The sequence below is a fragment of the Xanthomonas sp. NCPPB 3761 genome (assembly GCF_041475705.2).
GTDB classification, from domain to species: Bacteria; Pseudomonadota; Gammaproteobacteria; order Xanthomonadales; family Xanthomonadaceae; genus Xanthomonas; species Xanthomonas phaseoli.
The window spans coordinates 1,688,057-1,701,296 of sequence record NZ_CM191262.1; the positions used below are offsets into that span (position 1 = coordinate 1,688,057).

The 13,240-nt window shown below is 64.0% G+C and carries 10 protein-coding genes; 7 read left to right on the forward strand and 3 right to left on the reverse strand.

Annotated elements, in window-relative coordinates; translation table 11 throughout:
- Nucleotides 1-5: 5 nt before the first annotated feature.
- Nucleotides 6-530: a Csu type fimbrial protein gene (locus ACCQ00_RS07415; RefSeq protein ID WP_039574796.1), complete on the reverse strand. Its 525-nt coding sequence runs from the start codon at nt 528-530 to the stop codon at nt 6-8.
- Between the two features lie 318 nt (nt 531-848).
- Between ACCQ00_RS07415 and map the strand changes: the two genes are divergently transcribed.
- The 7 genes from map to asnB all read left to right on the forward strand — a co-directional run bounded on the left by map (nt 849) and on the right by asnB (nt 9,360).
- Entirely contained in the window at nt 849-1,625 is a 777-nt protein-coding gene (gene map, locus ACCQ00_RS07420; RefSeq protein WP_008576697.1) for a type I methionyl aminopeptidase, read from the forward strand.
- On the forward strand, nt 1,622-4,231 hold the full coding sequence (locus tag ACCQ00_RS07425; RefSeq protein WP_039583828.1) for a [protein-PII] uridylyltransferase: 2,610 nt from the start codon (nt 1,622-1,624) through the stop codon (nt 4,229-4,231). Before map ends, ACCQ00_RS07425 begins: the two co-directional genes overlap by 4 nt.
- 21 nt (nt 4,232-4,252) lie before the next feature.
- Nucleotides 4,253-5,449, forward strand: coding sequence for a 2,3,4,5-tetrahydropyridine-2,6-dicarboxylate N-succinyltransferase (gene dapD / locus ACCQ00_RS07430; RefSeq protein ID WP_039574200.1), 1,197 nt, complete (start codon nt 4,253-4,255; stop codon nt 5,447-5,449).
- A 190-nt stretch (nt 5,450-5,639) separates the two neighbouring features.
- On the forward strand, nt 5,640-5,996 hold the full coding sequence (locus ACCQ00_RS07435) for an arsenate reductase (RefSeq protein ID WP_039574201.1): 357 nt from the start codon (nt 5,640-5,642) through the stop codon (nt 5,994-5,996).
- Between the two features lie 246 nt (nt 5,997-6,242).
- Nucleotides 6,243-7,373, forward strand: coding sequence for a succinyl-diaminopimelate desuccinylase (dapE, locus tag ACCQ00_RS07440; RefSeq protein ID WP_372354098.1), 1,131 nt, complete (start codon nt 6,243-6,245; stop codon nt 7,371-7,373).
- A 7-nt stretch (nt 7,374-7,380) separates the two neighbouring features.
- On the forward strand, nt 7,381-7,536 hold the full coding sequence (locus ACCQ00_RS07445; protein ID WP_157926046.1) for a hypothetical protein: 156 nt from the start codon (nt 7,381-7,383) through the stop codon (nt 7,534-7,536).
- Between the two features lie 129 nt (nt 7,537-7,665).
- On the forward strand, nt 7,666-9,360 hold the full coding sequence (gene asnB, locus ACCQ00_RS07450) for an asparagine synthase B (RefSeq protein ID WP_039574205.1): 1,695 nt from the start codon (nt 7,666-7,668) through the stop codon (nt 9,358-9,360).
- A 67-nt stretch (nt 9,361-9,427) separates the two neighbouring features.
- Here the strand turns inward: asnB and hpaM are convergent, their stop codons facing one another.
- Together hpaM and ACCQ00_RS07460 are read right to left on the reverse strand one after the other, a co-directional pair.
- Entirely contained in the window at nt 9,428-10,480 is a 1,053-nt protein-coding gene (hpaM, locus tag ACCQ00_RS07455) for a type III secretion-associated outer membrane-bound protein HpaM (RefSeq protein ID WP_039574208.1), read from the reverse strand.
- A gap of 435 nt (nt 10,481-10,915) precedes the next feature.
- The gene (locus ACCQ00_RS07460; RefSeq protein ID WP_039574217.1) at nt 10,916-13,054 is read right to left on the reverse strand and encodes a TonB-dependent siderophore receptor; all 2,139 of its coding nucleotides are present in this window, start codon (nt 13,052-13,054) and stop codon (nt 10,916-10,918) included.
- Between the last annotated feature and the right edge of the window lie 186 nt (nt 13,055-13,240).

Here is a 13,240-nt window from a genome sequence, read left to right on the forward strand (position 1 = left end):
CGGGCTCAATAGACGATCGTGGCAGTGATCGTGTCCTGATAGCTACCGGTCGCAGGATTGTTGGCCGACGGGTTGGTCACGCGACCGTAGACCGGGTAGACCTGATTCAGGCCGGTGGCGGTGCGGCTGAGCGTGTTGGTGCCGGTGGTGCTGCCCCAAACCGTGCTGCGGCCCAGATCCTGGTAGAGCTGGTAGGCGATGTAGTTGTTGGTGGTCACCAGCGCGTCGGTATTTTTCATGCGGCGGGTGGTGACGTCGTTGGCCGTGCCGGCATTGCTGCCCGCGCTCAATGCGATGTTGTACGGCGTCAACGCGGTGCACTGGGCCGTCACGCTGCCGTTGGCGTCCGCATTGGCGGTCGAGGTCGAGAGTACCGAGCCGAAGTCGACGTCCGTGGCGGACGCAGCGGTAATCGTGCAGGCCTTGGTGACCGCGATCTTGACGTTGAAGGTGGTGGTGTCTGCCGCGCTCGCGATGCCAGTGGTCGAGAGCAGGCCGAGCGATAGCAGGACAGGGCGGACAGTACGCATGGACATTTCCTTGACCGTTCTGGTCATTGATGACGCGACGAGTCGTCGCCTTCCCTGTACTGCATCAGCTGTGCCAAACATAACGCCGAATTCACACGCTATCTAGCTGTCTTGACTGGTTTTATTGATAAAAGTGCGATGTCTTACAGATGACTTCGTTAAGGCCTTTTTTGACGCTGCGTGCACGGCGTCACGCATGAATAGGCAGTTGCGACGGCTTTCCGTTGTGCGGTCCGCTTGCTGCCGGTTGCGGTGTCCACACAAAAAGCGCAGGCGCGGGTCGTTCAGATTCAGCCCGGATCGGCGATAATCGTGGTCATGAGCGTCAATCTGAAAACCAAAGAAGAAATCGAACTGATGCGCGTCGCCGGCCGCTTGGCCGCCGAGGTGCTCGATGTGGTGGCGCCGCACGTGAAGCCGGGCGTGACCACTGCCGAGCTGGACCGCATCTGCCATGACCACATCGTCAACGTGCAGGGCACCATCCCCGCCAATGTCGGCTATCGTGGTTTCCCCAAGAGCGTGTGCACCTCGGTCAACAACGTGATCTGTCACGGCATCCCGAGTGCAGCCAAGGTGTTGAAGGACGGCGACATCGTCAATATCGACGTCACCGTCATCAAGGACGGCTGGCACGGTGACACCAGCCGCATGTACTACGTCGGCACCCCGTCGGTGATGGCCAAGCGCTTGGTCGAAACGACTTATGAAGCGATGTGGCGCGGCATCCGGGCGGTCAAGCCGGGCGCCACGCTGGGTGATGTGGGCCATGCCATCCAGAAGTTTGCCGAAGCCGAGCGCTTCAGCGTGGTACGCGATTACTGCGGCCACGGCATCGGCAAGGTGTATCACGACGAGCCGCAGGTCATGCATTACGGCCGTCCGGGCGAAGGGCTGGTGCTCAAGCCTGGCATGACCTTCACCATCGAGCCGATGATCAACGAAGGCACCTACCACCATAAGACGCTGCCGGACGGCTGGACCGTGGTCACCAAGGACCGCAAGTTGTCTGCGCAGTGGGAACACATGGTTGCGGTCACCGAAGATGGCGTGGATGTGTTGACGCTGTCGGCCAATTCGCCCGCGCCGGTATGACGGACACGCCGGCGGAGCGACCCGACCCGGGCGTCGCCGGCGACGCGGACTGGGCCGCGCAGGCCCGTCCGCTGCTGGTGCATGCGGACATGCGCCTGTGCAAACGCTTCGATCAGGGCGAGCCGATCGAGCGTCTGGTGGCGCTGCGCGCCCGCGCGGTCGACCAGTTGATGCGCAATGCCTGGATGCTCTGCATGCCGGCCGATAGCGGTTTGTCGCTGCATGCGGTTGGCGGCTACGGACGTGGCGAATTGTTTCCGCGCTCGGATGTGGATGTGCTGGTGCTGGGCGACACCGCCGCGCAACAGCAGCACGAGCAGGCCCTGGCGCGCTTGTTTGCGCTGCTCTGGGATGTGGGCCTGCCGATCAGTCACGCGGTGCGCTCGCCGGCGCAGTGCACTGCTGCGGCCGCCGACCAGACCGTGCTCACTGCCTTGATCGAATCGCGCGCACTGGTGGCCGATGCCGCCGCGCGCGCTGCGCTGGCGACGGCGATCGCGCCGCCGCAGGTGTGGCCGCCGCGCGACTTCTTCCAGGCCAAGCGCGAGGAATTGCTGGCGCGCCATCAGCGCTTCGGCGACACCGCCGATAATCTCGAACCCGACATCAAGGATGGCCCCGGTGGTCTGCGCGATCTGCAGACGCTGGGCTGGATGGCCTTGCGCGCGTTCGGGGTCAAGGACCTGGAGGCCCTGGTCGGGCTGGGCCATGTCGGCTTCGACGAGGCCGCCGCGTTGCGTCGCGAGCGCGAAGAGCTCGCCCGGCTGCGTTTCGGTCTGCACATCGTGGCCAACCGGCCGGAAGAGCGGCTGCGGTTCGATTATCAGAAGACCCTTGCCGAACGGTTGGGGTTCGCCGACGACCCGGAAAGCCTGGGCGTGGAAAAAATGATGCAGCGCTTTTATCGCAGCGCTGCCTTGATCCGCCGCATCAGCGACCGCTTGTTGCAGCGCTTCGAAGAACAGTTCGATGGCGAAGCGACGCCGGAGCCTTTGGGCGGCGGCTTCAGCCTGCGCCGCGGCTACCTGGCTGCCGACGCCGAAAGCTGGCCGGATGGCGATGTGCTGCAGGTGTTCGCGCTGTTTGCGCAATGGGCCGCGCATCGCGAGGTGCGCGGACTGCATTCGCTGACCGCGCGCGCGCTGGCCGAGGTTCTGCGCGATCTGCCGGCATACGATATTGCCGATGCCACGGCCCGGGAACGCTTCATGGCATTGCTGCGCGGCCCGCGTGCGGTGGAAACGCTCAATCGCATGGCGCGGCTGGGCGTGCTGGGCCAGTGGATTCCGGCATTCGCCAGCGTTTCCGGGCGCATGCAGTTCGACCTGTTCCATGTCTATACGGTGGACCAGCACACCTTGATGGTGCTGCGGAACATCGCACTGTTTGCCGCCGGCCGCGCCGACGAACGCTTCTCGATCGCGCATGAAGTCTGGCCGCGTCTGCGCAAGCCGGAACTGCTGTTGCTGGCGGGCCTGTTCCACGACATCGCCAAGGGCCGCGGCGGCGATCACTCGGAACTGGGCGCAGTGGATGCGCGCGCGTTCTGCCTGGCGCATCGCCTGAGCGAAGGCGATACCGAGCTGGTGACCTGGCTGGTGGAACAGCACTTGCGCATGTCGGTCACCGCGCAGAAGCAGGACATTTCCGACCCGGAGGTGATTCACCGTTTCGCAACGTTGGTCGGCACACGCGAACGTCTGGATTATCTGTACCTGCTCACCTGTGCCGACATCGCCGGCACCAGTCCCAAGTTGTGGAACGCGTGGAAAGATCGGCTGTTGGCGGATCTGTATTTCGCCGCGCGTCGCGCGTTGCGCGAAGGCCTGGAGCACCCACCACCGCGCGAAGAGCGGCTACGCGAAGCGCGCGAATCGGCGCGTACCTTGATGCAGGCGCAAGGGCACGACGATGTCACCATCGATCGCCAGTTTGCCGGCATGCCGGACGAGAATTTCCTGCGTTTCCGTCCCGAGCAATTGGCATGGCAGGCGGCCTCGCTGATCGAAGTGGAGATCGGCCAGACCCTGGTCAAGGCGCGTCGCGCGGTGCCGGACAACGACGCGCTGGAAGTGTTCGTGTATTCGCCGGACCGCGATGGGCTGTTTGCGGCCATCGTGGCCACGCTCGATCGCAAGGGCTACGGCATCCATCGCGCACGTGTGCTGGACGCGCCACACGATGCGATCTTCGACGTGTTCGAAGTGTTGCCGCAGGAGACCTATGCCGACGGCGACCCGCAGCGGCTTGCGGCAACGCTGCGTCAGGTGCTGGCCGGCGACCTGCAGAAGGTGCGCCCGGCACGCCGTGCGGTGCCGCGCCAGTTGCGGCATTTCCGCTTCGCACCGCGGGTGGAATTCAGCGAAAGCGCCGGCGGCCGCCGCACCCGCATCAGTCTGGTCGCACCCGACCGCCCCGGCCTGCTTGCCGATGTCGCGCACGTGTTGCGCATGCAGCACCTGCGCGTGCACGACGCGCGTATCGCCACCTTCGGCGAACGTGCCGAAGACCAGTTCCAGATCACCGACGAGCATGACCGCCCGTTGTCCGAATCCGCCCGGCAGGCGCTGCGCGATGCGCTGTGCGCCTGCCTTGACCCTGTCTAGCTAGCAACTCCGGAGACCCCCATGGCCACCAGCAAGAAGACCGCGCGCAAGCAGAGCGCGACCACCACCGCAGCCTCCAAGCGCGCGACTGCAACGGGCGGCAAGGCCGCCAAGGTGCCGGCTGTTGCCGCCTCAAAGCCAGGTGCTGTCGCCGGCAAACAGGGCGCAGCAGCTGGCGTGGTTGGCAAAAAGGCTGCTGCATCCGATGCGGCAAGCTCGAAAACCGCTGCAAACAAGACGGGCGGCAAGACCGCAACGTCCGCTGCGCCGCGCATGGCCAAGCAGCCGACCAAAGTGGTTGCTGCACCGGCCGCAAAGAAGGCTGCGGCGGCAAGGAAGCTGCCGATTGCCGAGCAGGCCGTGCACAGCGCCGCACCGCAGGCCGGCAGCGACGAGCTCAAGCTGGGCATCGAAAGCGCATTCGAACGGCGCGCCACGTTGACCATCGACGAGATCGACGGTTCCACCCGTGCCATTGTCAATCGCGTGATCGACGGACTGGAAAGCGGGCAGTTCCGCGTCGCCGAGCCGGACGGGCAGGGGGGCTGGACCGTCAACGAGTGGCTGAAAAAAGCGGTACTGCTGTATTTCCGCGTCAATGAGATGGCGGTGATCGACGCCCAGCCGGCGCCGTTCTGGGACAAGGTGGAATCGCGCTTTGCCGGCTTCCATGAAGCCGAATTCCGCAAGGCCGGCGTGCGCGTGGTGCCGGGCGCAGTGGCGCGTCGCGGCAGTTATTTCGGCAAGGACGTGGTGCTGATGCCGAGCTTCACCAACATCGGCGCCTATGTTGGCGAAGGCACCATGGTCGATACCTGGGCCACGGTGGGGTCGTGCGCGCAGATCGGCAAACACTGCCATTTGTCCGGCGGCGCCGGCATCGGCGGCGTGCTCGAACCGCTGCAGGCCAGCCCCACCATCATCGAAGATCACTGCTTTATCGGCGCTCGCTCGGAAGTGGTGGAAGGCGTGGTCATCGGGCACCACAGCGTGATCGGCATGGGCGTGTTCATCGGCCAGAGCACACGCATCTACAACCGCGCTACCGGCGAGATTTCCTACGGCTATGTGCCGCCGTACAGCGTGGTGGTGTCTGGGCAGTTGCCCTCCAAGGACGGCTCGCACTCGCTGTATTGCGCGGTGATCGTCAAGCAGGTGGATGCCAAGACGCGCAGCAAGACCAGCGTGAACGAACTGTTGCGTGGTCTGGCGGATTAATCCGCTTCGCATCGGCAACAGCTGACGCGCAGCGCCGGTCGAGAGTGCGCCTTTGGCACTCTCGATTGCCGCAATCACCCGCGTGTCTCAGCGCGCTCGTGAGATCGCTTGCCGGTCGCGTTGCACGCAGTTCCATCGCAACCCCTTTCACGAAGTGAGGGGATCTGCACCGCCCTTTGGGATATGTCACATGACCACGCTTTACGGACTCAAAAACTGCGATACCTGCAAGAAAGCCACCAAGTGGCTGGATCGTTTTGGTGTGGCGTATACGTTTGTCGACTATCGCGATCACAAGCCGGAGCCGGACACCCTGGTGGCGTGGGCGGAGCAGGTCGGTGGATTCGATGCATTGATCAACAAGTCCTCGACCACCTGGCGGCAGTTGCCGGACAACCGCAAGGCGGCGGGCAGTGCGGCCGAATGGAAGCTGTTGCTGCGCGAATACCCGCAGCTGATCCGGCGGCCGCTTGTCGTCACCGACGAGGCCACGCTGCATCAGGGCTTTTCCGATAACGGCTTCAAGAAGCTATTCGGCGTTGGCTAAGCGACTGCGGATTTCGACGGTGCTGCAGACCGTGTTGCCGCTATCGTCGCGGCGCATCACGTCTGGCATGTTGATCGTGCCCGCATCGGCTGGGTAAGCGGTTCGATGTCGCACCGGCAATGACGCGACGACTGTCTGCAAACCGATTCGCTGCCACGACTGCAACTGCGATCAAACCACGCCGATCGATGCAGACGCGCTTTCCTCCATCAACGCCGCGATGCGGCTCTACTGCGGTGACGTTTCATGAGCGATGTGCTGGAGTTGACCTGTGACCTCATTGCACGTGCCTCGGTAACGCCGGCCGATGCCGGTTGCCAGGCCGCAATTGCGCAGCGCCTGCGCGCAGCCGGCTTCGGCTGCGAGCACTTGCGCCTGGGCGAGGTCGAGAATCTGTGGGCAACCCATGGCAGCGGTGCGCCGGTGCTGGTGTTGCTCGGGCATACCGATGTGGTGCCGCCGGGCCCGCGCGAGGCGTGGACCAGCGATCCGTTCGATCCGCAGATTCGCGACGGCGTGCTGTATGGGCGTGGTGCCGCGGACATGAAAGGCAGCGTGGCCGCGTTCGTGGTTGCCGCGGAGCAATTCGTCGCTGCCCACCCAACGCACCCCGGCACGTTGGCGGTGCTGTTGACTTCGGACGAAGAGGGCGATGCCATCGATGGCGTGCGCCGGGTTGCCGAGGTGTTTCGCGAACGCGGGCAAGCGATCGATTGGTGCATCACCGGCGAGCCTTCGTCCACCGAGCGCCTGGGCGATCTGTTGCGCGTCGGCCGTCGCGGCAGCCTGTCCGGCACGTTGACCGTGAAAGGTGTGCAGGGGCATGTGGCGTATCCGCACAAGGCGCGCAACCCGATCCATCTGGCAGCGCCTGCGCTGGCCGAACTGGTGGCGCGGCAATGGGACGACGGCTTCGAAAGCTTTCCGCCCACCAGCCTGCAAGTTTCCAACATCCACGCCGGCACCGGCGCCAATAACGTGATTCCTGGCGAGCTGCAGGTGGCCTTCAATCTGCGCTATACGCCGCATTGGGACGCGCCGCGCCTGGAGGCCGAAGTCACCGCACTGCTCGATCGGCATGCGCTGGACTACACGCTGCGCTGGCACCGCAGCGGCGAACCGTCCTACACCCCGGAAGGGCGGTTGCGCAGCGTCGCGCGCGAGGTCTTGGGCGAGTTCGCCGGTGCGCCGCCGGAAGAAAGCACAGGTGGCGGCACTTCCGACGCGCGCTTCATCGCGCCATTGGGCGCGCAATGCATCGAAGTGGGCCCGGTCAATGCCAGCATCCACCAGGTCGACGAGCATGTGCGCGTGGCCGACCTGCATGCGCTACCGGCGCTGTACCGCAGGTTGATCGAGCGCCTGCTGGTCGAGTGAGCGGGCCGTGCAGACGCCGTTGTTGCCACTGAAACAGTTGCGCCGGTACAACCGAACCGTTAGCGTCGGCGGCATGGTCACTCGCCTCGCCAACCTCAATAACGCCAACCGCAACAATCTGCGCGCGAATAATCGTGCGCGGCCGATGCGGGTCTGCGACTAGGCGACGTCCACCAAACGCCCAGGAACCAGAAAAACCCGCATCGGCCGATGCGGGTTTTTTTATGGGTGTCGATCCTTGCAGCACGCTCTCACCGGCCGCCAACCCCCGCAGTTCTTCAGGAGTGTTTCCATGTGTTCCATCTTCGGTATTTTCGGCCTGCAACCTGGTGACGACCTGCAGGCGCTGCGCCGGCAGGCGCTGGAATGCTCGCAGCGCCAGCGGCATCGCGGGCCCGACTGGAGCGGCGTCTACGTCGATACCGGCGCCATCCTGGTGCACGAGCGCCTGGCCATCGTCGATCCGGCGGGCGGCTCGCAACCGTTGCTCTCCGACGACGGGCAGCTCGCCTTGGCGGTCAATGGCGAGATCTACAACCATCGCGAACTCAAGGCACAGCTGCTGCAGCCGTACGCGTTCCAGACCGGCTCCGATTGCGAGGTGATCAATGCGCTGTATCGCGAAGATACGCCGGTCTCGTATCTCAACCGCCTCAACGGGATCTTTGCCTTCGCGCTGTGGGACAAGACACAAGGGCGCGTCATCATCGCGCGTGACCCGATCGGCGTGGTGCCGCTGTACTGGGGACACGACCGCGAAGGCCGTTTGCGGGTGGCGTCGGAACTGAAATCGCTGGTGGACGACTGTGCCGATGCCGCGCAATTTCCGCCGGGTCATTGGTACGACAGCGCCACCGGCGCACTGAGCCGCTACTACGAGCGCGCCTGGCGCGACTATGACGCGGTGGAAGGTGTACAGGTGCAACTGCAGGAATTGCGCGAAGCATTCGAGCGCGCCGTGCACCGTCAGCTCATGACCGATGTGCCGTACGGTGTGTTGCTCTCCGGTGGCCTGGATTCTTCGCTGGTTGCGGCCGTGGCCGCGCGCTACGCCCGTCATCGCATCGAAGAAAACGACACCACCGAGGCCTGGTGGCCACGCTTGCATTCGTTCGCGATCGGCTTGAAGGGTTCGCCAGATCTGGCCGCCGCCGAAGTGGCTGCCGCAGCGCTCGGCACCGTGCATCATGGTTTCGAATACACCTTCGACGAAGGCCTGGATGCATTGCCCGACGTCATTCGCCACATCGAAACCTATGACGTCACCACCATTCGCGCCTCCACGCCGATGTTTTTGCTGGCGCGGCGGATCAAGGCAATGGGCGTCAAGATGGTGCTGTCCGGCGAAGGAAGCGACGAGATCTTCGGCGGCTACCTGTATTTCCATAAGGCGCCGAACGCGCGCGAATTCCACGAAGAGCTGGTACGCAAGCTCGATGCGCTCAACAACTACGATTGCCTGCGCGCGAACAAGTCGATGATGGCCTGGGGCGTGGAGCCACGCGTGCCGTTCCTGGACCGCGAATTCCTGGACGTGGCGATGCGCATGGATGCCGGCTTCAAGATGATCGACAAGACCAGCAGCGGGGCCACGCGCATGGAGAAGGGCGTACTGCGCGAGGCATTTGCCGGCTACCTGCCCGAATCGATCCTGTGGCGTCAGAAAGAGCAGTTCAGCGACGGCGTGGGCTACGGCTGGATCGACGGACTGAAGGCGCATGCGCAGGCGCAGGTGAGCGATCGCGAACTGGCCGCCGCCGACCGACGCTTCCCGGTCAACCCGCCGCAGACCAAGGAGGCGTATTTCTATCGCAGTTTGTTCGAGCAGTTTTTCCCCGGTCAGGCGGCGGCGGAAACCGTGCCGGGCGGCAAGTCGATTGCCTGTTCCTCGCCAACGGCGATTGCCTGGGATGCGAGTTTTGCCGCGATGGCCGACCCATCGGGCCGCGCGATTGCCGGGGTACACGCGCAGGCGCTGGCGTCATAAGGCTGCAGTCACTAAAGCGGCCGGCCTGCATCGCTGCATGGCCGGCCGCTCAGTCAATTAGCGCGTCTTATTGCTCGTGACGCACGCAGTACCCATAGCGCTGCGGATCGATATCCACGCCGGCCATGTCGGCCTGGTTGTTGCGCCACAGGTTCGGCTTGAAGTCGGCCGAGGTGCAGTTGGCTGCGCGGTCCACGCCGATGGTGTAGGTAAACGGCGTGTTGGCAAAACGGTTGTTCTCGAACACGTTGTCCTGGCTCATGCTGTTGTCCCAGCACAAGATTTCCGGTGTGCGATAACGAATCGCGCAGGCCAGAAACACGCCGGCCACCTTGTTGCCGTCGAATTGATTGTTGCTGAAGCGGTTGCGCCGCGCGTCAGAGAGATAGATGCCCTGGCTGCCGTTGCGCTCGAAACGGTTGTTGCGGATCTCGCTGTCTTCCAGGTGCTCGGTGGTCAAGCCGGCGGCCACGTTGTCGTGGATGTAGTTGTTGACCATCGTGACCTTGGCGGTGCGGTTGAACGAGACGCCGTCCCAGATTGCGCCGGACACATCGTTGTTTTCGATGGTGATCTCGCGGGTGTCGTACTCGCTCAGCAGGCACGCGCTGCGGCACTTGTTGACCTGCAGGCCGGCAAGCCGGATCCCTTGTCCGGACCGCACCACCACCGCGCTATTGCTCAGGTAGGGGCGCTCGGGCATGAACTCCTTGTCGCCTGTGCTCGCGACGATCTGCATGTCTTCGATGCTGACGTTGCGGATCACCCCGGTGGGCTGCTGGTTTTCGTAATCGCCGACCACCAGCACCGGCTGCTGCACACCGTCGGCCATGCGCACGACGGTGCTCGGGCCCTGGCCGCGCAGGGTGAAGTTGCCGCGGTGGATCGAGACCAAGCCGTTGAGCGGGAACTCGCCCTTTTCCAGGCAAAGTACCGTCGGTTTGTCGCTCTGCGGCAGTTTGTCGATGGCTTTTTGCAGGTCCTGGCCAGGGCGTACCTTGGCGGTGCAGGCAGCCACAGGCGCATCCGGCGGGCCGGATTTGGCTGGCGGCGCGGCCGAGCAGGCAGTGGCAAACAGCAGTGGCAATAGGGCGGAAACGGAGCGGGCAAGCACAGGCATGCGGATTCCGGTCAGTGGGGGGGAAGAGGGCGATGTGCGGAGCAAGACTCCAATCGCGACGGGCTCTAGTGTGTCCCACCGAACGTTAAGTTCCAGCCCATGCGCAGCCGCGCGATTCGGCGCAGGTTCATTACCTTGCTGCAGTCGAGGCGTTTTTCCCATCCGAGAAGCCGCTGCGTTGAACAGCATCACATTGCGAACGCTGTCGTCAGCGCTCGATGTGTCTTGCATTGAACAGGTTCGCAGTTCCACGCCACGACTTGCGCCCGTCTTCAACGATGTTGCGTATGCAGGTGGTCGTGCGGGGTCAGACGCTGTGTGTCTTTCCAAACACGAGCAACACGTATGGAGCAGGTGGCAGCCGCACGCGCGATGCGCTGTGCACGTCGATCGCCCAGCTTGCCGGTGGCGTGCCACATACCCGCTGCGCGCGGGTCAGAAGCTGTAAGCCAGCTGCACGTAGATGCGACGCGGCTCGCCGGGGAAGTGGCCGGCGCGCGTATTGAACCCGCTTACCGCATAGACCTTGTCGAACAGGTTCTTGACGTTGATCTGCAGCTTCCACGCGTCCCACTGCGTCTGCCAGCTGATGTCGTAAATGGCATACGGTTTGACGCGTTGGCCATCCAGGCTGACGCGTTCGCCCACGTAGTCGGCACCGAAGGCGATCGCCGAGCGCCACATCGGCAGGTCGTAGCGCGTCCACAGGCCGAAGGTGTTGCGCGGTGCATTGGCGAAGCGATCGCCGGAGGCATTGGTGATGCCGTTGGTGCCTGCATCGAGCACGCGTGCATCGTTGTAGGCATAAGTGAGATTGAGCACCCAGCGCTCGGTCAGGTCGGCCAGCAGGTCGACTTCCAACCCTTCGCTGCGCACCAAGCCAAGCGCAGAGAGTTGATTGACGCCGTCGACGACGCGCCCGTTCGCCTGCACGATATTGCTGCGCTCGATGCGGTACAGCGCCGTGTTGAGGGTGAGTCCGCCATCGTTGAGCGCAGTTTTCAGGCCCACTTCCCATTGCGTGCTGCGTTCCGGTGCGAACGGGCCGCCCACGCTGCTGTCCTGATTGGCCGCGTCCTGCGGCAGAAAGCCGCTGGCATAGCTTGCGTAGGCGTTGATGCCGTCGCGTAACACCACGGTGCTGCCGACGCGCCAACTGAGATCGTTGCCGGTGACGCGCGAGCCACTCAGCAGGTCGTCGTCCTTGAAGCCGTCCCAGCGTAACCCGGCCATTGCATACCAGCGCGGCGTCAGCGTGAGTTCGTCCTGCAGATAGGCGCCATAGCGTTGACTGCGCGTGCTGGTGGCACGCCAGGGCAGGGCATCCAAACCGTAATCGTAGAAGCCGCTGCGGCCGTACACTGGGTTGAACAAATCGATGCCAGGCACCGGGCCACGCACGCGTCCGCTGTCGGCGGTGTTGGCGGTTTGCGCGCGGAAATCCGCGTCCAGGCGGTAGTAGTCCGCGCCCATCAGCAGCTTGTGATCGATCGCCCCGGTACTGGTGCGGAATATCGCGTTGACATTGCTGGAGATCGCATCGTTGTCGCGGTATTGATTGCGCAGCTGCCGGGTCATCCACTCGGCGGTGCCGTCGCGATCGCGGTCGATCAAACCCATCGGCTCGTGATAGATCTGATGCTCCTGGTTCTTGAACCAGCGCAGCGCCATGTCCACGTCCCACGCGTTGGACGGCGCAAACCGATACTGCGCAAGCGCCACCTTGGCACGCATGTCCAGGAAATCGGTGGGTTCGTTGTGATTCCAGCGCCGGTCGGTGAGGAAGTTGCCGTCGTTATCGACCGGCACGCCGCGCAACCGGTTGCCGCCCAGGTTTTGGGTGATGTCGGTGTATTGCAGGGTGAGCTCGCCGGTGTCGCCGAGATCGAAGGCCACCGACGCATCGCCGATCTGGCTCTGGCTGTCGGTATTCCAACGAAACCCGTCTTCGCCATCGGCATAGGCACCGATGCGGTGACGGATGCGGCCATCTGCGCGCGCGGGGCCGGTGGCCTCGAACGAGGCTGCGCCAAAGGATTGATTGCCCAGTTGCAGTTCGATGCGGCGCGCCGCCTGATGAGCGGGTTTACGCGTGACATAGTTGATCACACCCCCGGGTTCGCCACCGCCGTACAGCGCACCGGCTGGACCCTTGAGCACTTCCACCCGTTCGATGTTGAACAGCTGCGGCACCGAGAACCCGGCATACGGGTCGCCGCGCAGGCCGTCGTACAGCACGTTTTCCTGGCGGAAACCGCGCAAGGTCACGCCGGCATAGCTGAAGAAGCTGATGCCGCTGATGCTGCGATACAGATCGGTGATCTGCCGCGCAGCCTGGTCGTCGATCAACTCGCGCGGCAGCACCTGCACCGACTGCGGCACCAGCGCCAGCGGGGTATCGGTACGCGTGGCAACAGCTGCGTCTTCGGACTTGTAGAGCGTCTGCGCACGGCCGACGACATCCACGCCATCCAGCTCGGTCACGGCCGGCGAGGTTGTGTGTTGAGCCAAGGCTGGAGGGGCGTGCAGAGCGAGCGCAGCGGCGAGCGCGGTGACAAGAAGCGTGGGGCGCATTGGTCACTAATGGGAATGGTTATCAAGTGCATCTTAGCATGATGTGTTTGCTCAATCACGGAGACGGGATGCTGGGCGCCATGTTCGATGGCGTCTGCGCGCCCGTGTCCGGGTGCAGCCATGCGACGCGAAGATGCGGAGCGCGGAGACGCACAAGGCATGCGTGCGCAGCTTCCTTCTCCTGCC